Genomic DNA, 24,993 nt, shown 5'->3' on the forward strand with positions numbered 1-24,993 from the left:
ACGTCCGTTCGCCCAGGCCCTAGCCTTGCCGCCATGGGCAGAACGATCCGGCAGGCAGCGCGGGCCACGCTCCATCTGCTCGTGGCCGCAGTGCTGGCCTTCGGCCTGTACCTGTTCATCACCGTGTTGCTGATCACGGCCATTGGCACGGTCGCGGTGGTCGGGGCGTGGATGTTGCCCGAGACGGTGCTGCTGATCCGCCGGATCGCCGGAGCCAAACGCGCTCTTACGGCCGGCTGGACGGGCCGGCGGATCCCCGAGGCGTACCAGCCGATCACCGGCCCCCTGCGCGAGCGTCTGCGTACCGCCGTCCGTGACCCGGGCACCCTCACCGACCTACGCTGGATGGCCGCCTCCTACGTCTATGGAGCCCTGCTGTTCGCGGTGCTGCCGCTGTGGCCGCTGGGCCTGGTCGTCGACGGGGTGTGGTGCGGGCTGCTGCGCCGCGAGGCAGTCGTCCTGCCGCTGGTCACCCGCCTCGCCGACCTGGAGGCCCGCTGGTCCCAGGCCCTGCTCAAACCCTCGCCCCAGGCGCTGCTGGCCGCGCGTGTCGAGGAACTGGCCGCCACCCGGGCGGACGCGATCGCCGCGCACGGCGCCGAGCTGCGCCGTATCGAGCGGGACCTGCACGACGGGGCACAGGCCCGCCTGGTCGCCCTGTCCATGCGGATCGGGCTCGCGCAACGGGCGTATGACCGTGATCCCGAAGCCGCGCGCAAGCTGCTGGCCGACGCTCAGGACCAGGCCGAGGAGGCGCTGACCGAGCTGAGGCAGGTGGTACGCGGCATCCACCCGCCGATCCTCACCGACCGCGGTCTCGTCGGCGCCGTACGGGCGCTGGCGGCCGGCAGCGGCCTGGAGGTGACCGTGCGGGTGGACGGGGGACTGGAGGAGGGGCCGCGGGCTCCGGCGGCGGTGGAGGCGGCAGCCTACTTCGCCGTCGCCGAAGCGCTCACCAACGCCGCCAAGCACAGCGGTTCACGGCGCGCGACCGTTCAACTGGAGCGCGTCCCCAGGGGTTTGCGGGCCGTCGTCCAGGACGAGGGGATGGGCGGCGCTGACGACAAGGGCGGCACCGGACTGCTCGGCATCCGACGGCGCGTCGCAGCTATGGACGGTGAGGTGACCGTGACCAGCCCCGCGGGGGGACCGACGACGATTGCCGTGGAGCTGCCGTGCGTGTGGTGACCGAGCCGGCGGGGACGAGGACAAGACCGATGTGGACAAGGACGGACCTGCCGTGCGCGTGGTGATCGCCGAGGACAACGCTCTGCTCAGGGAAGGGCTCGTGCTGCTGCTGACCTCGTCCGGGCACGAGGTCGTGGCCGTGGCCGGCAGCGGGCCGGAGATCATGCCCGCGCTGCTGCAGCACCGCCCGGACGTGGCCGTGCTGGACGTACGGATGCCGCCAGGCTTCCGCGATGAGGGCCTGCGGGCCGCCCTGGAGGCACGGGAGAAGATCCCCGGGCTGCCGGTGCTGGTCCTGTCCCAGTACGTCGAGGAGTCGTACGCCGCCGAGCTGCTCGGCGGCGGGGCGAGCGGGGTCGGCTATCTGCTCAAGGACCGGGTGGGCCGGGTCGACGAGTTCCTGGACGCCCTGGAGCGGGTCGCCTCCGGCGGTACGGCGCTGGATCCGGAGGTGGTGACCGAGCTGCTGACGCGCCGCCGGGACTCACCGCTGGGCTCCCTCACCCCGCGCGAGCGCGAGGTGCTGAAGCTGATGGCCGAGGGGCACGACAACGCCACCATCGCCACGACGCTGGTCATCACCGAGAGGTCGGTCAGCAAACACATCGGCAACATCTTCCTGAAGCTGCACCTGCCGCCCAGCGACAGCGGGCACCGCAGGGTGCTCGCTGTGCTGGCCTACCTCAACGACCATCAGCAGAAGGGTGCTTGACCGGTCACCGGAGGACACCCAGCACGGCGTCCGCCATACCGCGTTCACCGCGTGCGTTGGGGTGGACGGCCGCAGCAGGGCTGCTGGGGACAAGGGGTTCGATCCAGCGGGTGGCCACGTCCGAGCAGGCATCGCGGCCCTCGGACGGACCGTACGTGTCGACGTACACCGCTCCCGATGCCTGAGCTCGCTCCCGCAGCTCCCCGTTGAGCTGCTGCTCCTTCTCCCGCAGGTAACCAATATCGCCGGGCGCGAGTGGCAGGACGCCGCCGCAGCCGCTGCCGTCGGTGGGCAGGATCGCCGGATAGCCGACGACGTAGACCCGGGCCCGGGGCGCGCGGCGGTTGATCTCCGTCAGCGCGCCGGCCAGCCGTTCGCCCGCGGCCCCGATCTCCCGCTCCACGTTGTCGGTGCCGCCGTCGACGTAGTGCCGTTCGCACGGGGCGTCCTCGGGGACGTACCTGCCGCTGCCGAGGGCCTGGTACGCCACCCCCATCGTGACGCACCGTTTGATCACCGAGCCGAAGCCGATGTCGTTGCCGCCGATGCCGAGGGTGATCAGGCGGGTCCTCGGCGAAAGCGCCGCGAGCTGGGGCGGGTTGGTGCCGTGTTCCGTGAGCTGGGGTCTGGTGAGGTCGGCGGTGGTGGCGCCGCTGCAGCTGACATCGCGGAAGCCGGTGTCCTTCACGCCGAGCCGGGGGGCGACCAGTGCCGGGTAGTTGTGGTCGGAGCGGTCGCAGCCGGCCGGGGTGCCCGTCTGGCCGGGGATCTTCGGGCCGGCGGTGTAGGAGTCGCCGAGGGCGACGTACGGGCCTTTCGCAGCGGGGGCGGCTTGGGCCTGGTCGTGCTCGTTCCGGGCGACGCCGACCACGGTGGCCAGCGTGCCGCAGGTGACGAGGACGCCGACCAGTACGGTCCGGATGTGAGGTGCCATCAAAGGGTCTGCCTTCCAGTTCGGTCACTCCCGCGAGGCGCGGGTACGTAAGGCGGCCGATCGCCGGGGGCCGCGGGGCCGGAGCAGTGCGGGCGGGGCCATGTGCCCCGGGGGCCCGGGCGTCGTCCGCTGCGGGGAAGGCGGTGGTGGGGCGGGCGAGGTGGAGGATTCCGCGGGCGGCGAGCGTTGCGCCGGTGAGGGCCAGGGCGATGCCGAGGAGGCCGCCGTGGATGTGCTCGCCGAGGAGGGTGAGGCCGATGGCGGATGCGGCCAGAGGGTTGGCCAGGGTGAGGGTGGCGAGGGGAGCGCCGAGCCCGCCGATGTAGGCGGTCTGGGACAGCAGCAGACCGGCCACGGCCAGGGCGACGGCCGGGACAGCCACCAGCGCGGTCTGCCAGGTCGGCAGACGGTCGGTGTGCAGGACCGTCTGGGCGAGCGCGGAGCCGGTGCCGGAGGCGATCCCGGAGGCCGCCGCCAGGGCCAGGGTGCGCGGGGTGCCGGTGCGGACCGACAGGGCGAGCGGGACGACGAGGGAGGCGGTGATCGCGACGGCCACGGCGGCCGGGGTGGTGAGGACGCCCGTGGAGTCCCCGCCGGTCGCGGTGAGCGGGAGCAGGGCGGCGAACCCGGCGAGGGCGAGCGCCATGCCGTGCCATTCGCCACCGCTGACACAGCGTCCGGCACCGCGGGCGGCGATCGGGACGGCGGCTACGACGGTCAGCGAGCCGAGGCACTGGACCAGGGTGAGCCGACCGTACTTGAGGGCAGTGACGTGCAGCGCCGCGCCCGTGGCATTGGCGGCGTTCGACGCCCACCAGGCAGGACTGGTCAACATGTGCCGCAGCTCATGCCCGTCGGCGGAGGCGACACGGTGCTGCGTCGTGGCCGCGGCGGCGTAGGCGGCGATGGAGGCGAGCGCCAGTACCACGGCGACCGTGATGTTCATCGCGGGGCTCCAGTCGAGGGGGTGTTGCGGCTGGTGAAGTCCGGCCTGCGCAGCGGAGCTTGCGGGACGTCCTGCTGTGTCGTCCACGATTCCCTGGGCTGGCGGCCGGGACGAGGGAGCGCTCTCTCGAGGCGGGGGTGTAGCGCGCTACACCCCGCGCCCCCGGCCAAGTCCACGAGCCCGGCGGCCGGAGCTGGGGGAAGCTCCGGCTACCGGGCCCGGGATCGCGCTGCCCCTGTCCCCACGGGGGCGGCGCGGGGGCCGCCGCCGCTTCGGCGGCCCCGGTCGGGAGGCGGCCGCCCCAAGAGGGGCCGCGCGGTCGCCGCTAGCGGATGGGGACGGGCTCGGCGCGCGGCCGGTCGTCCAAGTCGGCGGCGGGACCCGTCGGTGCGGAAACCTTGCGGCTGAGCTTCTCGCCCTCGACGTCGATGTCGGGCAGCAGCCGGTCCAGCCAGCGGGGCAGGTACCAGGCTTTGTCACCGAGGAGGGACAGGACGGCGGGGACGATCGCCATGCGGACGACGAAGGCGTCGAACAGGACCGCGATGGCCAGCCCGAACCCGATCATCTTGATCATCGACTCGCCGGCCCCGATGAAGCCGGAGAAGACGGCCATCATGATCAGTGCGGCGGCCACGACCACCCGGGCACTGTGCTTGAACCCGGAGACGATCGCCGTCTTGGCCGCGTCCCCGTGGACGTAGGACTCGCGCACCCGCGAGACAAGGAACACCTCGTAGTCCATGGCGAGACCGAAGACGATGCCCACCAGGAAGATCGGCATCATGCTCATGATCGGCCCGGTGGACTCCACGCCCAGCAGGTCGGCGCCGTGCCCCTGCTGGAAGACCAGCACCACCGAACCCAGCGCCGCCAGCACGGACAGCAGAAACCCGAACGCGGCCTTCACGGGCACCAGCAGAGACCGGAACACGACCAGCAGCAGGACGATGGCGAGTCCCACCACGACCGCCAGATACGGCATCAGCGAGGCCTGCACCTTCTCGGCGACGTCGATGTCCAGCGCGGTCTTGCCGGTGACCTCGATGGAGGCGCCCGCCTTGGACTCGATGCTGGGGCGTTCGTCGCGGATGGCGGTGACGAGATCCTTGGTCTTCTCGTCCGTGGGCGCGGTGGACGGGACGGCGGAGAACACGGCGGTGTCACCGGCGGAGTTGAAGCGGGCCGGTGAGACGGACACGACCCCCTCCGTGGCCCGTACGTCCTTCGCGATCGCTGCCACAGCCGCCTTCGCATCCGCGGAGCCCTGGGCGTCCACGACGATGGTCAAGGGCCCGTTGAAGCCGGGACCGAAGCCCTCGGCCAGGGCGTCGTACGCCCGGCGCTCGGTGGTGGAGGTGGGCTTGGCCTCGTCGCCGGGCATGCCGAGCTGGAGGTCCAGGACGGGCGTGGCGACGGCACCCAGGCCCACGACGCCGAGCAGCAGGACGGGCAGCGGGTGGCGTACGACGATGCGCGCCCAGCGAGATCCGCCGTTGTCCTCCTTGCGCTGCTTCCTGCGGTAGCGCGGGGAGTTGCGGCGGGCGCCGCGTGAGAGAACGGCGTTCGGCCAGAAGCCGAGGACGGCCGGGACCAGCGTCAGGCACACCAGCACCGCGACCAGGACCGCGGCAGCGGCGGCGAGCCCCATCTTGGTGAGCAGCGGAATGCCGACCACGGACAGCCCGGCCAGCGCGATGACGACCGTGAGGCCGGCGAAGACGACCGCCGAACCGGCCGTACCGGCGGCGAGACCCGCCGCTTCCCGCGGCGGGTGCCCCTTGGCACGCTCCTCCCGGTACCGGGAGACGACGAACAGGGCGTAGTCGATGCCGCAGGCCAGACCGAGCATGGTGGCCAGCGTGCCGGTGCTCTCGGACAGGCCGAAGGCCTCCGACACGGCCATGATCCCGGCCATGCTGAGGCCGACACCGAGGATCGCGGTCAGCAGTGGCAGCCCGGCGGCGGCCATCGACCCGAAGGTGATCAGCAGGACGAGAGCGGCCACCGCGATGCCGACCACCTCGGCCGCGCCGCCCGCCGAGGGCTGGGTGGCCAGTGCGTCGCCGCCGACCTCGACGGTCAGGCCCGCGTCCCGGGCCCCGTCGATGGCGCGCTCCAGGTGCTCCTTGCTCGCGTCGGTCAGGTCGTCGGCGCCCGCCTTGAAGCTGACGGTCGCGTACGCCGTCGTACCGTCCCTGCTCACCGCCTTCGCCTGGAAGGGGTCGACGGCGCCGGCGACCTGGGAGCCGTCGGCGGCATCGTCGACGAGGTGCTCGACGGTCCTTCTGTTCTCGGTGGCGGTGACCTTCTCACCGTTCGGTGCCACGAACACGATCCGGGCGCTCGCCGCGTCGGCCGCCGAGCCGGGGAAACGCTGCTCCAGCAGGTCGAACGCCTTCTGCGACTCGATTCCGGGCATGGTGAAGCCTTCGTCCGCGGCGGCAGGCACCTTGGAGGCGGCGAAACCGGCGGCGCCCAGCACCGCCACCCACAACAAGGTGACGAACCAGCGCCACCGGAAAGCCACACGGCCCAGGCGATAAAGGACAGTTGCCATGGCGGGATACGCCTCCACATCAGCGGTTCAGGAACGGCGAGAAGTCGAAGAACCGCCTCTGTGGGGGTGCGCCCTGTTTGTTCATAGGGGAGCTGGGAGGGGGCCCTTCCGTCGCCCTCCACGATTCCGTCGGCAGCGTGTCGCCACGAGGGAGCACCCTCCCGAACCGGAGGTGTAGCCCGCTACACCCGTCGAGATGGGAAACGAGTGGGAATGGTGCGAGAGCCTTCCGCCCGACGGCGCGCGGCGGTGATCGACGCCGAGCCGCAAGGTCCTTGCTCGTGCCCGTTGGTGACCGAGGTTGTCGGTCAACGGAGCAGGGCTGGGAAGCGAGCGGTGTCAGGACCCGTCCGCTAGAGATCTTTAATAGCTGGGGCTACGGCGGTTGGAGGTCGAGTCCGGTCTTGGCGATGAGCCCCTCGACGAGGTGCGGGCGGTACTGCATCCGTTTCAGCCGCGTCTTCACCAGCACGGCGAGCTGGTCGAGGCTGTGTTTGGTGAGGTTGGCCAGGGATCTCTTCAGGTGCGACGACACGCCCTCGACCGGGTTGAGCTCGGGAGCGTACGGCGGCATCTGGTAGACGGTCAGCCATAATCGCGCGGCGATCAGCCGTCGCATGGTGCGGCTGACGTGCGTGTTCAAATTGTCCCAGACCAAGACGACGGGACCGCCGAGTTGCTGGTGTGCGGCGTCGAGCAGGCGGGCGTAGTCGGTCTCGGTGAAGCCCTTGCGCCGCCCCTTGGCGGGGCCGCGGTCGAGGTGAATGCGGTAGATCAGGCGCGGCCGACGGCCGGCCTTGACGCAGATCAGCGCCGCCATAGAGATCCGTTTGGTGCCGGCGGTGGTGACCTGCACTACCGGAGTATGGCCACGGCGGCCCCAGGTACGTCCCTTGGGCGGCCTCAGGCCCTGACCTGCCTCGTCCTCGAAGCAGAGCCAGGCACCCAAGTCCGCCGCCCTCATTTTATGACGGGCCACTGCTCGTCCTTCCAGGCGGCGATCTTTCTCTCGTCCCGCTCGGTGGCTTTACGGGTCGGGATCTGCACGCTCCAGCCGATGCGGTGCAGCAGCAGGTCGAGCCCGGCCAGGGTGTACTCGACGCCGAACCGGCGGCGCACGATTTCGGCGATCCTCACCAGCGTCCAGCACTGGTCGCTCCAGCCGCACGCGGCCGGACCGGCCTCCAACACCGCTTCCAAGGCACGTAGTTGACCCGCATCAAGCTTGCAGCGGGCACCGCCAGGACCCTTGGAGACCAGGGTCCGCCGACCGCCCAAAGCCAGGGCGCGACGCCAGCGGTTCGCCGACATGCGGGTCACTCTGAACCGCCGGGCCACCTCCCGGTCACTGGCCCCCGCCTCGAGCAAGTCAGCAGCTGCGAGCCGGACTTGCTCACGCCGATCCCGCTCCTCGGCCGTCAGCCCACCGCCATCGGGATACCTCATCCCTCCAGCATTGCGCGGACCACGACAACCGTCATGACCCGCCGTAACCCGCATCCTTAAAGATCTCTGGCCGGTACCACCTGCTCGCCCGGCTGCACTGATCAGCCGCTCCGGCACAGCGGAAGTGACCGGACCGCATCCCTGGTGTGGTATCGCGGTCAGGTCACTTCGGCAGACGGTTCGGCGTGGCTCGCAGACGACGGCGACGCCTCCCGGCGGGACGGTGACGGTTCCGGTGATCTGTGTGCTGAAGCGCTTGTTGCGGGTCCAGTTCCACCTGCCGGGGCCTCTCATTCCAGGGATGTTGAGGAAGTCGGCGTCAAAATCGCCTGGCTGCCTTATGTAGCGCCTAGCGTGGGCGTACCTGGGCCCCACGCGGGGCCAGACCTGTGGCGTGGGTGGCGGGCCGACGCGGCAGCCGGATCAGCATCGCCGGCGCAGTGTGTTTCAAGTCCGGCCACCGGCGCGGCCGTTTCGTGATATCCGCGAGGCGCTCGCCAACCACGTACTTCAGCGGGAACGCGGCGGGCTGTAGCGGCCGTCGATGCACCGCCTCGTGCGGGGTTCAGAGGCACGCCGGGTCCCGGTCGGATGCCCGGCGTTAGCATGCCCGGCTTCCCAGGCGACGGTGCAGCCGTGACGGCCCCCGCCCGGCGCCCGGCCTGGTAGTCCGCGTCGCCGTCGTCCTCGTCGGCCCGACGGCGTCCGGGTCGCGCAGGGGGGCGCAGCCCGGACGCCGGCATCGACGGGGTGAAGCTGTAGCGGCCCAGGACGTCGGCCCCAAGGCCGGGTCAGGCCGCAGTACTCGCGGTCTTCGGACGGGTGGCGTTCACCTGGCCCATGGCTCGGTCGATTGTGATCTCGATGACCACGCGCTCCGGGTCCGGAGCCGGCGTCCGCCCGTACCGGTCCGCGTAGCGGGTGACGGCGTTGTCGACCGCGGCTGCGTCGGTCAGCACTTCGGCCGTGCCTTCCAGGGTGGCCCAGCGGCCTCCATCGACCTGGCAGACGGCTGCGCGGGCTTCGCCGGGGCGGAGCGCCTGAATATTGGCGACCTTCTTACTTGATTTGCGTGTGATAACGCGGGCGACTCCCGCATCGACATCAAGGGTCACGCCGACAGGCACTACATGCGGGCTTCCGTCGGAGCGAAGCGTGGTCAGTGTGCACAGGTGGTACTCATTCCAAAACGCTGAGTACTCAGAAGTCTGGCTGAATATGTCGCTGGGCATGTCCGTGAGCGTAACGCGGGGTACTGCGCAGATTGGCGCAGTAGTGACCTCTTCCACACATGCGCTCGCACCCCAAAGTGCCAGCAGGATGCACTTTTTGTTAGTAAACGCCCATGTTGCACCCCCACTGAATATCTCGGAAACATAACAGAAGTGCATGTCGGTTGTTGTTGCGGTGACCAATATGACCGCAAGTGAATCAGCAGTTCAGGGCCATGATCGAAAATCGGTAATGGTCGATTTCTTAGGTTTTGTTGAGGATGGCGAACCCGCCCTGTCGTGCCTTGAGGGGCAGCTTTCCGGCCTTGATCTCATGTGGGCCTGACGTAGGGTCCGAGACTGTTCCCGCAGGAGCTTCGCCGGGTCGTTGGTCCGTTCGCGCTAGCGATTTCCGTGAGTCCGGAGAGGGTCTTGCGTGTCCTCGCGGCTCGGTTGCTGAGGTCGGCGTGCGCCCTTCTGCGGTGTTGGTCTCTGCGTTTGCGATCACCTCCATGAGCGCCGTTTGGGGACCCGAACATCGTTGACCCGTGGTGGCTGGCGCCCGGCTCCGGCCCCAGAAGGGCCGACACAAGCAGTCGTGCGAGTACATCGTGTGGGGAACCAAGGGGCCCGTCGACGCCAACCGCAACCCCGTCTACCTCCCGGGTCTTTACACAGCGAGCCAGCCGAGGAAGGACCGCGTGCACATCACCCAGAAGCCTGTCGAGGTGATGCAGGAACTCGTGAAGATCTGTCCGCCGGACGGAACCGTCCTCGACCCCTTCACCGGCTCCGGGAGCACGGGTGTAGCCGCCCTCCGAGAAGGCCGCAAGTTCATCGGCATCGAACTCTCCGAGCACTACGCAGACATCGCGGAGGAGCGCCTGCGTGCTGCCCTGACGCAGAATGACTTCGAACTCGTTGGGCCCGAGGAGTGAGAGCGAGAAGCTCCATCACCGGGGCGATGGCACAGGAAAAGGCGGTTGCATCACCGTAAAGCGGTGGCGCAACCGCCATTGTGCGTGAGGGAGTCAGGATGCCTCGACGCTGTGTTGGATCAGGGCACTGGACCGCGCGAGGTCCGCACGCGACCCGATCCGTATCTCGACGCCCTCCCGGATGCCGAGACACCCCAGCCCGCGAATATCTCGCGAGAAACCGTCGTGCAGCTCGACCGAGTCCGGATCCAGTCTCAGGTTCACCACGAGCACTCGGTTGCGCGGCTGGATGCGCACGGTGGCGACGTTCTTGATCCGTCGGTACGCGATGTAGTGCTGCTGGGTCTCCTTCTGCATGTCACCGTGTGACAGGAGCACTTCGTCCAGATCCCAGTAGAGGTCCTTGAGGTCCTGAGGCGCCTCGTCGAGGTACTGCTGCACCGACTTGGGAGCGGGCGAACTCGAGGATCGGGGGGCGTCGAGGATCGTCCGTCCTGACGGAGCAGCGACACCGGCAATCGTGGCAACGAGCTGCAGCGTGAGCACGTCGTCGAAGATCCGATACATCACCAGGTCGATCCTGCGGCCGATCATCTCGATCGCCACGGTGTCGTGGCGTGTGAAAGCCCCAGCGACGCAGACGATCCGGGGATTGCTCCAGTCGATCTCGGCAGCGGCCTCAGCGCCGAACTTGTTCTTGACCAGACTCTCGAACTCATGGTGGTGGTCGTGGAGCCATGACAGGTAGGAGAGCCCCTGGTTGATGACGTTCTGGTCGCGGGAGCGCTTGTACTCCACGATGACTGGTGTCCCGCTCTCGTCCAAGCCGAGGGAGTCGATCCGGCCACGGTGACGTCCGGTGCGGTACTCGGTCACCAGGAAGCGGATACCGAGCATGGTCTCCATGTTGGCCTCGATCAGCGTCTGCAGCTCGCGTTCCACCCCCACGGACGCCCCAGATATCTCGGTAGCTCGCCCACCTCGCAGCCTGAAGACCTTCAGGTTGCTCATGCCCCTCCCCGACTCCACCTTGATCACTGCGTATGGACAATCGCGGTGAAGAGAGGTCTATTCCCCAGATCCTGCTCCAGCCGTACGGGCTGAGCCGGTCACGATTGGACCTTCGATGCCGTGGGATCGCGTGGCATCAGCCGGGCCGACTACTTCCTTTGCCGACACGACGTGAACGTCCAGGTGCGGCCGTCTTTGCTATCCGTTCTTGGCGAACTCGACGAAAACCGCCCAAGCTGCGGGCTGGATGGCCAGGATTCCGTGACTGCGGGCCTTGGTGTCCCGCACCATCACCAATCCCGGTTCACTGTCGGCCACTTCAACGCAGTTCTCTGTGCCCGTGTAGGAGCTGGTACGCCACTTTGGGGTCACAGGGGGCATGGTGCTCTCCTAGTCGTTCGGCATCTGATCAAAATGTCGGGTGGCGGTGAGGATGAGGTCACGGACGGCCGTGCCGTAGACCGCGGACTGCTTCAACAGGGCGAAGGCCTTGGCATACAGGTCGATCTCTCGTGGCTGGGTTACTGAGAACTCTGCCGAGTAGGTCTCCACCAGAACGAGCTTGTCGTCGAACATGGAGAAGCCGTGACCGAGCCAAATCTCGGTGGCTGCGGCACGGGGGACGATGCCGAGGCTCACGCGGGGCAGTCCCATCAGGGCCAGGAGGCGGTCGAGTTGAGCCTTCATGACCTCTGGCCCGCCTACGTTGGAGTACAAGGCCTGTTCGCCGAGGAGCACGTTGTAGATCCGGTTGCCCTCATAGAGGTACCGCTGCCGTTCTAGACGCTTGCCGACGGCGGCCTCTGTGTCGTTGGGGAACTCCAGGAAACTGACGGCCTGTTGGAAGATCTCGGCGGCGTAGTCCGCTGTCTGGAAGGTCCCCCAGATCATGTTGGGGTGCCAGATCCGGAAGACCTTGGTCTTGGCATAGACCGGTAGGGACTTCTTCTGTCTGGTCTCGGCGCCCGTCTGGACCTGCCGGCGCCACTCAAGCCACAGCTCATCAATGTGGCGAACCGTGGCGATCAGGTCCTCGATGTGTTGCTCTTGCCGGGTCGCCGTGCACCAGGCCCTGATGTCTTGCTCGCTGGCGTTCTGCTTGCCGTGCTCAAGGCGAGAGACCTTGGACTCTTGCCAGTTGAGGGCACGTGCCAGGGCCCGGCCGCTGGTGAATCCGGCATCCTTCCGGAAGCCGCGCAACCGGGCACCCAGTGCCTCGCGCGTTTCTTGTGCTTGGTTGCTCACGGATGGTTCAGGGCTTGTACTCGCGGTGCGGGATGGCCAGTTCCCAGAGCAGATCGCGGACTCGGACGCACTCAGCAACGGCCTCGGGAGCCTCGACCAGCTCCGAGCCGAGCACGCGGCCGTCGCTGTCGAAGTGCCCCACGGCCAGGAGGCGACCGTCGAACAGCCACCAGTCGTTGCCGTCGACGGGGAAGGCCAGCTCGTCGGGAAGCAAGTGACGCGGCAGCCAACGGATCTCCTCGCCAGCCTGCTCGTTGTGCGGAGTGGCGGCGTACTCCCACTGGATGTAGGGGGAGTGGGGCTCGGTGACAACGCGCACGCGACGGACGGTCTTGCCCTTTTGGGAGGCGCGCTTGATGAGCTGCGCCCACGGCTCCATGTACGAGTAGTCGACCGGATCTCCCCGAAGCCAGCACTCGAACGGCCCGTCCTCGTCCGGCACGGAGTAGTCGTCCCTCAGCTCCAGATGGAAGGCGTCCTTCGTGAAGGTCTCAAAGAGCCGGTTGCGCTTGGCGCTGGAGATCAACTCCACGCGGTTCCTCCAATAGGGCGGTGATCGCGGCTTTGGGGACCTCGACCACGGTCTCGTAGTCCGGAATCTCCATCTGGGACAGCGCCTCGGGGTCGGTGACCTCCAGGCCTTGGACGACGTACGTGCCACCGGGCGTGAGGACCATGATCGGATCCTCGATCTGCCTGAACTCGCCGGCTGCCAGTCCGTCCTCCTTCAGGAACTCGAACAGCTCCGTCGGTACTTCTACTGCTGTCTGACCCTCGGGAATGTCGAGTTGCATCAGCAGGTCGTTCGCGAAGATCTTCCAGCCCTGGACGAGGTACGTATCCCGGTCCGTGGCGTACAGGGTCGGGCAGTCGCCCACGGTGGAGTTCTTACCAAGGAACCGTAGCTGCATGGCGCTCTCCTGTCTGCTGTCTTGCGCTGATTTGCGCGATGCCTCGATGGTCGAGGGCATATTCGAGGCCGTCAATCGACTTGCCGCAAACTCGCGCAATCTTCTTGGGAGTTGGAAGACGGCAGTCCTACGGTCGTTCTCGAACCCGAGCAAGCAAGGAAGCCGCGCCGTGCGGCACCGAGGGGAGATGTGTGGTGGCCACCGTGACCAACGAACCCGAGGCTCCAACGGTCGATGCGGAGTTGATGGCGCACTGCACCGACGCCGCCCTCCGGATGCAGCTCGGGACCTCGACCCGCGAGGACATCGATACCAGAACGACGCTCGTCATCAAGCACCTGAACCAACTCCTCGCCCAGGAGCTCGGTGCCGACGAAGATTCCGATGTCAGAGACCTGTTCAGACAGGCCTACCGGCTACTGGACCTAACGAGCCGCCCCACGAAGGAGACCGCGGCCTTCAACGCTTTCGTCTATATGCGCGACGTGGCCAACGTGGCCCGGCGTCTGTTGTGGATCTACACGGAGCCGAGCCACCATGCGACCTGATCACCCCATGCTGCTTCACCGCTCGTCCGCGTTCATGAGCACCGTCGGTAAGCCCCAGCCGGGCTTCTGGTGCGAGTGGCGTCACGCCGATGGAGAGCGGATCCGGTCTGCCTCGCAGCGCACTCCTGAGTCGGCCGTGCGGTGGGCCCGCCTCAACATCCGCATTATCGCCTCGGTCGTCGGGCCGTACCTCGTTGACCGTCTCGTCGACCGAAGCGACCCGTGGTGGGAAGGCGCCGTGTCGGCCCTTGAAAAGGGCGCGGAATTCACGCTGCCCCTGGTGGCGGAGCCGTTCTCCTTTGTGTGGCACGCCCGCCCGGTGCTGTTCGTGACTGTCGCCGGCGGTAAGCCACTGCCACACCGGCCGTCCGGAGGCATGCCATGGGGCTGAGACCGGAGGAACTGCGGGGGCGCTTCGATTGGCAGGTGGGCAGCTGCTTCAAGTGCGAGCAGACCGGTGTTCCGGTAGCAGAAGTCGGGGACATTGCGGTGGCCGACGTGGTCTTCCCGCTGTTCGCCTGCCAACGGTGTGTGTTCCGGCTCGAACAGCTCCACTGGACGATGAGCGAACGAGCCGTCCGTCGCCGCGGAGGAGCCACATCCGCGGATGAGTTCCGTCCTCCTGATCAGTGGCCGGCTACAACGCCGCTCCCAGGACTGCCGGTCCAGGGCGTAGCGGACAGCTACGCCCTGGACCGGCCCCATACCTGATCCCGCCCCTGCTGCTCGAACTGGAGGTTTCCCCACCTCAGAAGGACAGGTCGCAGCAGGGGCGGGATCAGTCTCAAGAGAAGAGGTACAGGATGCACCGGCTGATCGTCAGCCCGTTCCTGGACGGCTACCTGGCCGTCCGGCCTGGGAGTACCGCGTGCGTGCGCCTGCCGGCCGAGCATTACGAGGACCTACGGCAATATGCCCGGGCCGACGACCGCGTGCCCGATTGGCTGGTGGCCACCGCGGCCGAAGCATGGGACCTTGACCTGGACGGCCAGGCATCCCAGGAGGCACTCCTGGTGCGTGAACCGACCGAACTCGCCTTCGCCCGGGCGAGTTGGGAGATCAATCTCTACTGCAACTTCGGCTGCAAGCACTGCTACCTCGGCGAGCGCCCCCTCGCCGGCCTGGGCTGGGACGACAAGGTCAAGCTGATCGACATCGTCCGTGACTCCGGGGTGCTCTGGCTCCAGATCACGGGCGGGGAGCCGACAGTCGATCCCGACTTCGAGGGCGCCTACCGGTACGCGTACCGCCAGGGCATGATGCTCACGGTCTCGACCAACGCCTCGCGCCTGTGGAAACCTGCGCTGCTGCGGCTGTTCCGGGACTGCCCGCCATACCGCGTCGTCGTCAGCATGTACGGCGCGACGGAGGAGTCCTTCGACGAGCTCACCCAGCGCAAAGGCGCGTGGAAGAACTTCCAGAGGGGCATGGCCGCGGCCCGCAATGCCGGCCTGCCCCTGCGAGTGTCCGTCGTAGTGACGGAGGACAACGCCCACGAGGTCGACGCCATGGTGGCCCTGGCTCAAAGCTGGGGCCTCGACCACCACGTCTACACCAACATGCAGCCGACCTTTTCCGGCAAGGGTGAGCCGCTGCTCGTTCAGTCCACCGAGCACCTGCGCAGGCGACCGGTCTTCCAAGGCTGCAACGCGGGCGTGACCTTCTTCCATGCCGACCCGCACGCCAAGGTCTCCATCTGCAAGATCGGACGCGATGACCAGATCGACCTCATGACCGAGGGCATCGACGGCCTTCACCGACTCGGAGAGATCTCCGATCGGCTCATGCTTCGCACCGGTGGCTGCTCGGGCTGTTCGCTCTCCGGTACCTGCCGGGTGTGCCGACCGCTCGCCAAGGTCTACCAGGAGGCGAAGGCACCGCTGAACACCTACTGCCAGCACGGAGACACCAAGGAGATGGTGCACTAATGAGTCCCGTTCCCGTCGAGATCCAGACCCGCCGTCCGCCGGCCATCCGCCCGGCCCTGCCCACTACGCTCGTTGCGACCACGGCGGTCGTCATCGAGGTCGACGCCGACGCCCTTATGGAGGGCAGCGCCTGCTCCTGCGCCGCCGGCGACGACAACCCGAACTGACCCTCTTCGGTCACCTGCCCTCAGGCCCTGGCGCATCCGCGTCGGGGCCTGAGACCTGAGCACGAGATGAGTACCCTGAAGCAATGCGATTCCGCTGGGACTGGCTCCGTCCAGTGGTGCTGGCGCCCTACGTGCCGACGATCGGGCCGGTCCACCCGTCCGTACTGACCGAGGATCTGTTCACGGACACCCTGACCGCGGCCTCCACCGATCGGTGGTTCCTGCGGTACGACAAGGACATCCGCTGGTCCGACAGCAAGGACGAAACCGTCCTCGTCGAGAGCATCGTGCATCGGTCCAGTGAGACGTTGATCCCCACGCTGTCCCGGCGCGGTGTCGGCATGATCAAGGTCCACCTCTACGGCATCGAGCCAAGCAGCGTCCTCGCCGCCACCGAGCTCGCCCAGAAGCTGTCCGCCGAACACGGTGCCAGCAAGTCACGCGTCGTACGGTTCCTCGGCCCCGAGTCTCCGGGCGGCCGCGGTACGCGCATCCAGCTCAAGGACTTCAGGACGGCCCTCTGCCTGCCTCCGGATGGCCCAGTTCGTTCCATCGACGAATGGCCGGCGGGCGTACGAGGTACCTTCGCCGACTTCGCCGAGCAGATGGCATCCGACGGCTTCGTCTTTCTCTATGAACAGATGCAGGCCGGAACGGTCGGCCCAGTCCTGACCGCCGTCGTGGACGGCAGGGTGGCTGGCGCTATCGGCCCGATGGAGATCCGTCCCGACGCGATCGGTACCCCACAACTGATGCCGCAGTATTTCGGTGTCCTCCCAGAGCACCGCGGCGCAGGACTGGGGCGTCTGCTGTGGCGGGCGGCGATGCACTGGGGCCAGGTCAATGGGGCTGCTTACCAGCTCCTCCAAACGGAGGCCGGTGGCCCTTCGGATCGCCTCTGTCGGTCCGAAGGACTCACCTCGCTCGGCTTCATCTACTGGCAGGCCGCTTGAGCTTACCGCTGTGCAACCGAGCACCTGGGCGCCGTCGACCCGCCCCGGAACATCGCTGGCGGAGATCCGTGTGCGACGTCCGGCCGCAGGCTGTGAGCACCGGAACAGGTTCCGTGGTACCAACGCGGTGCCCGGGCTTGGATGACGTGACGACCTTTCGTTGGGTGCGGCCGGAAACGTTGTGTATACCTCCCGTGAGCGTGACGAGGAGGAATGGATGGATCGCCAGTACGTGGGGGTCGCTGATGCGGCCGCCTATCTCGACATGACTGAGCGTTGGATGTATCGAAGAGTCCCAACGGCATGGCATCCCCAGGTACTACTTCGGCGGTAAGTTGAAGTTCAAGATCGCGGATCTTGACCGATGGGCACAGCAGCAGAAGGTTGCGTGAAAGGGCCGGGTGAAAGCCCGGCCCTTTCACGTTCAGAGGCCTTCGTTGAGAATCCGAGCGGCTCGGCCGATCGACGCCGGCATGAGGTGGCGGTAGATCTTGAAGGTCATGTTGATGTTCTTGTGCCCCATCCACTCCGCCACGTCCGTGATGGGTATTCCCCTGGACAAGCAGTTTGACGCGAAGAAGTGGCGCAAAGAGTAGGTCGTCAGCCTCCTCGTAATGCCGGCCCTCTTCTTCGCAATGTTCCACTGGTATTCGAGCGTGGTGTGTGCCCAATAGGCGGACCGCTGGGTCCGGAGAAGCTACCCGTCTGTAGACGCGCCGTGGTTCTTCTCGTACCGCAGGAGCGACTCGCGAACGGTGCAGGGCATGGGAGTTTCGCGGAACTCTCCTGGCTTGCGGTGCTTGAGGCGTGACCGCTCACGCGTCTTTCCCTCGATCTGCTCGGTGATCCGGTAGACGTCGTCCGCGACCATCCGCTCCAGGTTGGCTGCGTAGGCTTCTCCGTTGCGGAGACCGCAGCCCGACATCAGGTCGATGACGACGACGAGGCCGTCGCTGGCGACCGCCTTGAGGGCGTGGATTTCGTCCAGCGTCGGAATGGTGATCTTCTGAGGGATGTACTCGGGCGGTATGACCCCGTCGAACGGGTCCTCGGTGATGCCTCCCCGGCGACGTGCGTCGAGGAGGATCTTCTTGAGCGTGTCGAAGGAGTTCTGCTGCGCGGCCAGGCCGACGGAACGTTCCTCCATCGACATGATGAAGTCTTCGACGACGGTCGAGGTGAAGGTGTTCATCCGGCGGGATTCCAGAACCGGAAGAACGTGGTTGTTGAGGACCTGGTTGACCGTGCGGACACTACCGGGGGCGTAGTGTCGCTGTCGGGTGAGCCACGTGGAGGCATACGTCCCGAAGCGTTGTTTTCCGATCTCGCGTTTGAGGTCCGCCTGCTGACGCGGAGTGTTGATCTTCTCGTTGTAGACCTTGGTGAGCCGCTCGATCGCAGATTGCTGCGTCGAGTACCCCGTCTCCTCGCGTTGGCGGCCTGTTGAATCGCGATAGCGAATGGCGTAAGGGTGGGGGCATCGGGTCTGACGGGAACAGGCGCAGAGCTTGAAGCAGCTGCCCATCCCACGTATGAGCTGGGTCGCCAACGTGCACGTCTCCTGACTCATGCTGGGAGTTTGCTGACCAACGAGCCCTCAGCATGGTCCTGACCTGCGGCCGCACCAAATTACGAGACGTTGATCAACATCTTCATGGGAACCTCCTGGTGAGACCGGCAAGTGGGATGCCTGGTGCCTGCGCTGTCTGCGGGTGCTCCGTGGCCTTGTGGTCGGAGCCCCTGTTGTCGGCAGTATCGACCTTGCGACAGCGAAGGTCACGCGCGGCGGAGCAGGGGCACGCAAACGTCGTCACCGACCGGGGCCTGCGCGGCCGGCGAGGGCGTTCAGGGGTTTGCCCGGCGTCGGGGTGCGGTCGCTTCCTGATATCAGGACGTGCCCAGCGGAATGGTGTCCAGGATGGCGCAGGCCATCGCGCGGGCCGGCGCCTCGGTCGCGGCGGCGACCCGGCGGAAGGTCTCCTCGGCCCGCCGGGCCGGCCAGTCGGGCGGAAGATGCCGTCCGGGCAGCCGCGGATCGGTACGGATGATCCGGAGCCACTCGCTGACCAGCCGCAGCCGGGTGGCGATGGCGTCGTCGGTGCCCGGATCCGGTAGGGCGCTCCAGCGTCGGGTGAAGTCGGTGTAGCGGGCGGCGAGGGAGTCCAGGTCCCATGTGTCGCGGACCATGAGGCCGATGTCGGTCGCCTCGTCGGCGCGGGCGCGGAAGACCTTGACGTACGCGGACAGTTGGAGCTCGGTGATCACGTCGGAGACGTCCATGCGACCGGGGGCGATCCACAGACCGTTGTAGAGGGGGCCGAATCCGGCCCAGGTGAGGCGCGAGCGGAGATCGTGGCGTCGGCGCTGCCAGGACTCGGGGAGGGAGAAGCCGATCAGCGTCCAGGTGCCGTCCCAGTCGTCGTTGACCGCGCTGGTCTCCCAGATCCGCCGGCCGCCGTCCTGCAGGATCTGGATGGCGAGCGGGGTCAGGCCGAAGTACATGCGGCGCCCCTGCCGCCGGCGCACCAGCAGACCGCGGTTGACCATGCGGGTGAGCGTGGAACGGACGGCCTGTTCGCCGACGCCGACCCGGGCGAGGACGTCGATGACGCTGCCCGAGTAGACGCAGAGCGGGCGCTCGTCCAGGGCGTGGTTGCCGAAGAAGGCGAGCAGAAGTGACTGCGGGCGCGCTGTGGAACTCCCCGGTCGGGCCGGGGAGTCGGGCGAGCCCGGCGGGTCCTGGAGATCCCCTTGGGGCTCGGCGTTCACGTTCACCCGAGCCAGGGTACGGTCGCCGGACATGCGGCGAGCAGGCGGCGCGGCGTCACCTGCGGGGCCCGTCGCACGGGTGGGACCGGTCGTAGGGGCGGGGGTAGGCGGCGGGCGCGTAGGGGACGTAACGCGCCGGGGAGGCCGGGTCGGCCTCGGCCGCCCGCGTGTTGAGGACGGCCGGGGTGGTTCCCGCCCAGCGGCCGGTGCCGATGCGGGCCTCCAGGGTGTGCGAGACGGCGTCGGTCACCGCCCAGCCGTTCGTGGCGTACGAGGAACCGATGAGCGCGTAGCCCTGGTCCAGCAGGACCGTGCCGTTCCGCGTGGCGGGCATGTCCATGAGGTAGGCGGCGCCCGACGGCAGATGGTCCTCGACATGGGCGGCTTCCGCGGCCTGAGCGGCGGACGGTGCGAAGGGGACGGCGAGCAGCAGTGCCGCGAGGGCCGTGAGCGTACGCGTGCGGATGCGGTGGTTCACGGGTCGGAACTCCTCGTCGTGGACGCGGGTGATGCGAGGACGGAGAGCGACAAATTCCCTCGGTCGGGGGGCCTGACACGGCGAAGGTAGGTGTGTAGATTGCGGGCGTCAAGAAAATGCACAACATCAAGCTCCGGGGTTTCGCCGGAGCCCCTCTGGTCCCGCAGGTCTCACCGCTCCAAGAGAAGCGCCGGCCGCTCTCGCGCTTGTCGCCTTCACCGTTCTCGCCGCATGGATCTCGCCGGCTCGCCCGTCCACGTCCCCCGTGCGGCACTCATCTCGTTCTCCTCAAGGAGGAGCCCATGCAAAGGCGCATACTCGGGCTTGCCCTCGCCGTAGTGACCGTCGCCGGGGTCGCCGGGTGCGGCTCGTCGGACTCCACAAGTTCCGCTGCCTCGCCCGCGGGTGACGGCAAGACCACGCAGGTCACGGTCGGTGTCATCCCGATCGTCGACGTGGCGCCGCTCTACCTCGGGCAGAAGCAGGGCTTCTTCAGCAACCGGGGGATCGAACTGAAGATGGTGACCGCCCAGGGCGGCGCCGCGATCATCCCCGGAGTGGTGAGCGGGCAGTTCCAGTTCGGCTTCAGCAACACGACGTCACTGATGCTCGCGCAGACCAAGGGCGTTCCCGTCAAGTCCGTGGTCAACGGCGCCGCCTCCAACGGCAAGGTGGGCGCTGACGTCACCGCCGTCATGGTCAAGAAGGATAGCTCGATCAAGTCGGCCAAGGACCTTGTCGGGCACACCGTCGCCGTCAACACCCTGCAGAACATCGGCGACACGACCGTCCGCGAATCGGTGCGCAAGGACGGCGGTGACCCCGCGGATGTCAAGTTCGTCGAGATCCCCTTCGATCAGATGCCGGCCGCCCTGGACGGCGGACGCGTGGACGCCGCCTGGATGGGCGAGCCCGCCCAGACCATCGCCAAGGCCCAGGGCGCGCGGGCGGTGGCCTCGCCGTTCGCCGAGACGGACCCCAACCTCACCGTCGCGACGTACTTCACCTCGACCAAGATCGCGCAGGAGAACCCGGACCTGGTGAAGAAGTTCAACGAGGCGATGACCGAGTCGCTGAAGTACGCCTCCGGGCACCCCGACGAGGCACGTCAGATCCTCACCACCTACACCAAGATCAGCGGTGATGTGCTCACCAAGCTGACGCTGCCCAACTGGCCCGCCCAGGTCGACACCGCCTCGCTGGAGAAGCTGGCCCAACTCGGCGAGCAGGACGGCATCTTCGGCGGGAAGAAGCCGGACATCGGAGCGCTGTTCTCGTGACCACGACGTACGTCCCGCGGCCGGCATCGCCGGCCGCCCGGCGGGGCCCGGTCCCAAGTCCCGTGGTACTGCGGGGACTTGGCGGCCTGGCAGGGCTGGTGGCCGTCCTGGAGGTCCTGCCGCGCACCCCGCTGGTCTCCGCCGACTACCTTCCCCCGGCCTCCACCATCGGCCGCGCCTTCTGGCACCTGCTCGGCGAGGGCACCTTCTGGAGCGCGCTCGGCGACACCCTCACAGGCTGGGGGATCGGCCTCGCCATCGCGGTCGCGGCCGGAGTCGCGGCGGGTGTGGTCATCGGCTCCGTACCCGTGCTGCGCGCGGCGACCGCCTCGACCATCGAGTTCCTGCGCCCGATTCCCTCCGTGGCGCTGATCCCCGTGGCGGTGCTGCTCTACGGCACCGATCTCCGCTCGAAACTGCTCCTCGTCGTGTACGCGTCGTTCTGGCAGGTGCTCGTCCAGGTGCTGGCCGGCCTCCAGGACGCGGACCCCGTCGCCCAGGACACCGCCCGCAGCTACCGGCTGGGCACCTGGGGCCGGATCCGGTACGTCCTGTGGCCCACCGCGCTGCCGTACGTCATGACCGGCGTACGCCTGGCCGCCACCGTGGCCCTCGTCCTCGCGGTCACCGCCGAGCTCGTCATCGGCGCACCCGGCCTCGGCCAGCAGCTGGCCGTCGCGCAGACCTCCGGAGCCGTGCCCGAGGTGTACGCGCTGGTCCTGACGACCGGCCTGATCGGCGTCGCCGTCAACGTGGCCGCCCGGGCGGTCGAGCATCGTGTCCTGCACTGGCACCAGTCCCAGCGCGGAGAGAGTTAGGCCCGCATGACCGTCCGTATCGCAGCCCGCCGCGCCCTGTTCGCCACGGCCCTGCCCGCCGTGCTGTTCGCCGTGTGGTGGTTCACCAGCGCCGACAGCACCGACTTCTATCTGCCGCCGCTCTCCACGATCCTGCAGAAGTTCACCGAGGTCTGGACCGCCGACCGGCTCATGTCGGACGTCGTGCCCAGCCTGCTCCGGCTGACGGCGGGGTACCTGCTCGCCACGGCGGTCGGGATCGCCCTCGGCCTCGCCGTCGGCTCCCACCGCCTCCTGCGCGACGTACTCGAACCCGTCCTGGAACTGTTCCGGGCCATTCCGCCCCCGGTACTCGTCCCTGTGATCATGCTGTTCGCAGGCATCGGCGACACCATGAAGATCATCGTCGTGGCCAGCGGCTGCGTCTGGCCGATCCTGCTCAACACCGTCGAAGGCGTCCGCGCCGTCGACGAGGTCCTCGGCGACACATGCCGGTCGTACGGCATCACCGGCCCCACCCGGCTGTGGCACCTGGTGCTGCGTTCGGCGAGCCCGCAGATCCTCACCGGTATGCGCCAGGCTCTGTCGATCGGGATCATCCTGATGGTCATCAGCGAGATGTTCGCCTCCAGCAACGGCCTGGGCTTCACCATCGTGCAGTTCCAGCGCTCGTTCGCCATCCCCGAGATGTGGAGCGGCGTGCTGCTGCTCGGCCTGCTCGGCTTCCTGCTCTCCCTGTTCTTCCGGTTCGCGGAGAACCGGGCCCTGGCCTGGTACCACGGTCTGCGCCGTGCCCAGCGCGACTCCTGACCGACAGGCCCCCACGGAGGCGTCCATGTCCATGCTCGACGTACGAAACCTGAACAAGACCTACTCCGGCCGCAACCGCACCGTCGAGGCGCTGCGCGACATCACCTTCTCCCTCGACGCGGGCGAACTGGTCTGCCTGGTCGGCCCGTCCGGCTGCGGCAAGACCACGCTCCTCAAGTGCATGTCCGGGTTGCTCGACCCCACCGGCGGCGAAGTGCGCCTCCAGGGAAAGCCGATCACCGGACCGCCGCCCGGCATGGCCGTTGTCTTCCAGGAGTACGGCCGCTCGCTCTTCGCCTGGATGACGGTGTTCGACAACGTCGCCCTGCCCCTGCGCCGCAAGAAGCTCGGCAAGGCCCGCCTGGCGGAGCTGGTCGGACACGCCCTGGAGGTCGTCGGCCTCGGCGACGCCCACCACGCCTACCCCTGGCAGCTCTCCGGTGGCATGCAGCAGCGCGTCGCCATCGCCCGTGCCGTCGCGTACGAGCCTCAAGTGCTGCTGATGGACGAGCCGTTCGCCGCCGTCGACGCGCAGACCCGCGCCGACCTGGAGGACCTGGTCCGCAGACTGTGGCGCGAACTCGGCGTCACCGTCTTGTTCGTGACCCACGACATCGACGAGGCCGTCTACCTGGGCCAGCGCACGATCATCCTGTCCAAGTCACCGACCGTCATCCAGGAGGACCTGCGCATCGACCTCCCCGACGAACGCGACCAACTGCACACCCGCTCCAGCCCCCGCTTCGCCGAACTGCGCGCACGGGTCTACGAGCAGATCCAGCGGGCCAAGCTCGGCGGCCCCGAGCATGCGGTGCCCGTCGGCTGACGCGGGTGCGACGCCACTGCCGTCACCGGAAGGGCGCACGGCAGGGGCGGACGGCGCAGAGGCAGGGGCAGAAGGTGGCTGCTCGTGCGCCCTGGTACGGGCTTCCGCCACGCGCCTACAGTGTGGCGCCACGGCCCTGCGGCACGGATCCGGCAGGGCGGAGCCCCACCTCGTGGTCACCGGCTATCCAGGCCCGGCCACCGTCCGGTTCCGGCGCACCTCGCAGACCGGTACGGCGTGAAGAGCGACGGGTGCCGATGACCGCCCCGCGCGAAACGACACCCGTGACAGCGTCCGGGCCGCATCACCGCCGGTGCGCGGCACCCGTGCGCGTCGAGTACCGCTGGAGGCCGCTGTGTCCCGACCGTGCATCGCCCTGATCACCGACCCGACGTCGCCCGAAGGGTGCGGGGACGTACTCGCCCGAGCCGTGGAACTGCTCACCGGCGCGCCGCCGATCCGGATCGACGCCCGGCACTTCGCCGCCGGCGGTACCGGCATCGGCGTACGCGACGGAGAGCGCTTATGCCTCGAAGTCCCGGAACAGGAACTGCACTTGGTGCCCGACATCGTCGTCCTGTACGAGATCCCGCCGCATCGCCGCCGCGCACTCGCCGAATTCCAGCGCCTCCTCGCCCGCCATGACGTGGTGACCCTGGGCACCGGTGTGGCCGCCTGGCGGACCGCGACGGAGAAGGACCTGACCATGGAGCGCTTCCGGCGCGACGGCATCGCCCACATGGAGACCGTCGTCCTGTCCGCGCCGGACCCGCACGAGGCTGCCGCCGCCTTCGACAAGCTCGGCCGGGACGCCTGGGCCAGGCCCGTGGTCGGGACCGGCGGCAACGACGTCTTCCACCTCACGACCGGCGATCAGCTGGAGCGTGCGGCCACGTTCTACGCCGATCGCCGCACCGCCTGGCTGCTGTCCCGGGACGCGGGGAACATCACCGCCGACGGCTGGCGTCACCAGTTCCGGGTCTTCGTGCTGGGCGGCCGGGTCATCCACGCCCGCGAGCACCTCCAGCCCGAACCCGACACGCCCTGCAACACCTGCCAGGGCGCCACCCCCGTCCCCATCGCCCCGCCCGACCTCCCCACCCGCCTCACCGACCTCGCCGTAGCCGCCACCGCGTCGGTCGGACTGCCCTTCGCCGGCGTCGACCTGGCCGTCGAGAACGGCGGCGTCGTCTTCGAGGTCAACGTCCAGCCCGCCTTCGTCGACGGCGAACTCGACACGGTCGCCAAGCCGTACGTCCAGGCACACCTGGACGCCCTCGCCTCGGGAAGCGGATGGCAGGCATCGGATGTCCTCCTGGACTGCCGATGAGGGAC

Annotated in this window: 25 protein-coding genes and 3 pseudogenes; 14 read left to right on the forward strand and 14 right to left on the reverse strand. The window is 68.1% G+C overall.

The annotated features are described in order from the left end of the window. Positions 1-33: 33 nt before the first annotated feature. Positions 34-1,188 (forward strand): histidine kinase, encoded by a 1,155-nt coding sequence (locus tag ACTWQO_RS10870; protein ID WP_443237015.1) that lies wholly within the window; start codon positions 34-36, stop codon positions 1,186-1,188. Positions 1,189-1,240: 52 nt separating this feature from the next. Then, positions 1,241-1,900: a response regulator gene (locus tag ACTWQO_RS10875; protein ID WP_443237112.1), complete on the forward strand. Its 660-nt coding sequence runs from the start codon at positions 1,241-1,243 to the stop codon at positions 1,898-1,900. Positions 1,901-1,904: 4 nt separating this feature from the next. Here ACTWQO_RS10875 and ACTWQO_RS10880 read toward each other — a convergent pair whose 3' ends face one another. From ACTWQO_RS10880 to ACTWQO_RS10900, 5 genes and pseudogenes are all read right to left on the reverse strand, one after another. Further along, positions 1,905-2,834, reverse strand: a complete 930-nt coding sequence (locus ACTWQO_RS10880) for an SGNH/GDSL hydrolase family protein (RefSeq protein ID WP_443237016.1) — start codon at positions 2,832-2,834, stop codon at positions 1,905-1,907. 163 nt (positions 2,835-2,997) lie between these two features. Continuing rightward, positions 2,998-3,780, reverse strand: a pseudogene (locus ACTWQO_RS10885) (DMT family transporter); the annotation flags it as partial. 325 nt (positions 3,781-4,105) lie between these two features. After that, positions 4,106-6,340: an MMPL family transporter gene (locus ACTWQO_RS10890; RefSeq protein WP_443237017.1), complete on the reverse strand. Its 2,235-nt coding sequence runs from the start codon at positions 6,338-6,340 to the stop codon at positions 4,106-4,108. A 376-nt stretch (positions 6,341-6,716) separates the two neighbouring features. Then, a protein-coding gene (locus ACTWQO_RS10895) for an IS630 family transposase (protein ID WP_443237018.1) occupies positions 6,717-7,786 on the reverse strand; the annotation gives its coding sequence in 2 pieces (ribosomal slippage) (positions 6,717-7,303 and positions 7,303-7,786; 1,071 coding nt in all). Positions 7,787-8,577: 791 nt separating this feature from the next. After that, on the reverse strand, positions 8,578-9,018 hold the full coding sequence (locus ACTWQO_RS10900; protein ID WP_443237019.1) for a pyridoxamine 5'-phosphate oxidase family protein: 441 nt from the start codon (positions 9,016-9,018) through the stop codon (positions 8,578-8,580). 157 nt (positions 9,019-9,175) lie between these two features. Between ACTWQO_RS10900 and ACTWQO_RS10905 the strand changes: the two genes are divergently transcribed. Both ACTWQO_RS10905 and ACTWQO_RS10910 read left to right on the forward strand, forming a co-directional pair. Next, the gene (locus ACTWQO_RS10905; RefSeq protein ID WP_443237020.1) at positions 9,176-9,343 is read left to right on the forward strand and encodes a hypothetical protein; all 168 of its coding nucleotides are present in this window, start codon (positions 9,176-9,178) and stop codon (positions 9,341-9,343) included. A 223-nt stretch (positions 9,344-9,566) separates the two neighbouring features. After that, a pseudogene (locus tag ACTWQO_RS10910) lies at positions 9,567-9,935 on the forward strand (DNA-methyltransferase); the annotation flags it as partial. A 93-nt stretch (positions 9,936-10,028) separates the two neighbouring features. On the opposite strand, the gene ACTWQO_RS10915 reads toward ACTWQO_RS10910, so the two are convergent. The 5 genes from ACTWQO_RS10915 to ACTWQO_RS10935 form a co-directional block, all read right to left on the reverse strand. After that, entirely contained in the window at positions 10,029-10,946 is a 918-nt protein-coding gene (locus ACTWQO_RS10915; protein ID WP_443237021.1) for a DUF5655 domain-containing protein, read from the reverse strand. Between the two features lie 198 nt (positions 10,947-11,144). Then, on the reverse strand, positions 11,145-11,327 hold the full coding sequence (locus ACTWQO_RS10920) for a DUF397 domain-containing protein (RefSeq protein WP_443237022.1): 183 nt from the start codon (positions 11,325-11,327) through the stop codon (positions 11,145-11,147). A 9-nt stretch (positions 11,328-11,336) separates the two neighbouring features. After that, a complete protein-coding gene (locus tag ACTWQO_RS10925) occupies positions 11,337-12,191 on the reverse strand; it encodes a helix-turn-helix domain-containing protein (protein WP_443237023.1) in 855 nt (284 codons plus the stop codon). 7 nt (positions 12,192-12,198) lie between these two features. Further along, on the reverse strand, positions 12,199-12,723 hold the full coding sequence (locus ACTWQO_RS10930) for a DUF6879 family protein (protein ID WP_443237024.1): 525 nt from the start codon (positions 12,721-12,723) through the stop codon (positions 12,199-12,201). Beyond that, on the reverse strand, positions 12,683-13,102 hold the full coding sequence (locus tag ACTWQO_RS10935; protein WP_443237025.1) for a hypothetical protein: 420 nt from the start codon (positions 13,100-13,102) through the stop codon (positions 12,683-12,685). Before ACTWQO_RS10935 ends, ACTWQO_RS10930 begins: the two co-directional genes overlap by 41 nt. Before the next feature lie 194 nt (positions 13,103-13,296). On the opposite strand from ACTWQO_RS10935, the gene ACTWQO_RS10940 reads away from it, so the two are divergent. The 5 genes from ACTWQO_RS10940 to ACTWQO_RS10960 all read left to right on the forward strand — a co-directional run bounded on the left by ACTWQO_RS10940 (position 13,297) and on the right by ACTWQO_RS10960 (position 16,698). Continuing rightward, positions 13,297-13,650 (forward strand): hypothetical protein, encoded by a 354-nt coding sequence (locus tag ACTWQO_RS10940; protein WP_443237026.1) that lies wholly within the window; start codon positions 13,297-13,299, stop codon positions 13,648-13,650. Further along, complete coding sequence (locus ACTWQO_RS10945) at positions 13,640-14,041, forward strand: hypothetical protein (RefSeq protein WP_443237027.1); 402 nt, start codon at positions 13,640-13,642, stop codon at positions 14,039-14,041. Before ACTWQO_RS10940 ends, ACTWQO_RS10945 begins: the two co-directional genes overlap by 11 nt. Before the next feature lie 412 nt (positions 14,042-14,453). Next, positions 14,454-15,578, forward strand: coding sequence for a radical SAM protein (locus ACTWQO_RS10950; protein WP_443237028.1), 1,125 nt, complete (start codon positions 14,454-14,456; stop codon positions 15,576-15,578). Then, complete coding sequence (locus ACTWQO_RS10955; RefSeq protein WP_328370336.1) at positions 15,578-15,745, forward strand: hypothetical protein; 168 nt, start codon at positions 15,578-15,580, stop codon at positions 15,743-15,745. Before ACTWQO_RS10950 ends, ACTWQO_RS10955 begins: the two co-directional genes overlap by 1 nt. Positions 15,746-15,828: 83 nt before the next feature. After that, complete coding sequence (locus ACTWQO_RS10960; RefSeq protein ID WP_443237029.1) at positions 15,829-16,698, forward strand: GNAT family N-acetyltransferase; 870 nt, start codon at positions 15,829-15,831, stop codon at positions 16,696-16,698. Between the two features lie 424 nt (positions 16,699-17,122). On the opposite strand, the pseudogene ACTWQO_RS10965 reads toward ACTWQO_RS10960, so the two are convergent. The 4 genes and pseudogenes from ACTWQO_RS10965 to ACTWQO_RS10980 form a co-directional block, all read right to left on the reverse strand. Beyond that, positions 17,123-17,347, reverse strand: a pseudogene (locus ACTWQO_RS10965) (tyrosine-type recombinase/integrase); the annotation flags it as partial. Positions 17,348-17,395: 48 nt separating this feature from the next. Next, entirely contained in the window at positions 17,396-18,268 is an 873-nt protein-coding gene (locus ACTWQO_RS10970; protein ID WP_443237030.1) for a tyrosine-type recombinase/integrase, read from the reverse strand. A 317-nt stretch (positions 18,269-18,585) separates the two neighbouring features. Continuing rightward, positions 18,586-19,473: a PaaX family transcriptional regulator gene (locus tag ACTWQO_RS10975; protein WP_443237031.1), complete on the reverse strand. Its 888-nt coding sequence runs from the start codon at positions 19,471-19,473 to the stop codon at positions 18,586-18,588. A 49-nt stretch (positions 19,474-19,522) separates the two neighbouring features. Next, entirely contained in the window at positions 19,523-19,945 is a 423-nt protein-coding gene (locus ACTWQO_RS10980) for a hypothetical protein (protein ID WP_443237032.1), read from the reverse strand. A 302-nt stretch (positions 19,946-20,247) separates the two neighbouring features. On the opposite strand from ACTWQO_RS10980, the gene ACTWQO_RS10985 reads away from it, so the two are divergent. From ACTWQO_RS10985 to ACTWQO_RS11005, 5 genes are all read left to right on the forward strand, one after another. Then, positions 20,248-21,225, forward strand: coding sequence for an ABC transporter substrate-binding protein (locus tag ACTWQO_RS10985; protein WP_443237033.1), 978 nt, complete (start codon positions 20,248-20,250; stop codon positions 21,223-21,225). Between the two features lie 62 nt (positions 21,226-21,287). Next, positions 21,288-22,043: an ABC transporter permease gene (locus ACTWQO_RS10990; RefSeq protein ID WP_443237113.1), complete on the forward strand. Its 756-nt coding sequence runs from the start codon at positions 21,288-21,290 to the stop codon at positions 22,041-22,043. Between the two features lie 6 nt (positions 22,044-22,049). Beyond that, complete coding sequence (locus tag ACTWQO_RS10995; RefSeq protein ID WP_443237034.1) at positions 22,050-22,832, forward strand: ABC transporter permease; 783 nt, start codon at positions 22,050-22,052, stop codon at positions 22,830-22,832. A 31-nt stretch (positions 22,833-22,863) separates the two neighbouring features. Then, positions 22,864-23,658, forward strand: a complete 795-nt coding sequence (locus ACTWQO_RS11000; RefSeq protein WP_443237114.1) for an ABC transporter ATP-binding protein — start codon at positions 22,864-22,866, stop codon at positions 23,656-23,658. 355 nt (positions 23,659-24,013) lie between these two features. Continuing rightward, positions 24,014-24,988 carry an ATP-grasp domain-containing protein gene (locus ACTWQO_RS11005; RefSeq protein ID WP_443237035.1) on the forward strand — a complete coding sequence of 325 codons (975 nt, stop codon included), beginning with the start codon at positions 24,014-24,016 and terminating at the stop codon, positions 24,986-24,988. The last annotated feature ends 5 nt before the right edge of the window (positions 24,989-24,993 follow it).

The organism is Streptomyces sp. 4N124 (assembly GCF_052245395.1).
GTDB lineage: Bacteria > Actinomycetota > Actinomycetes > Streptomycetales > Streptomycetaceae > Streptomyces.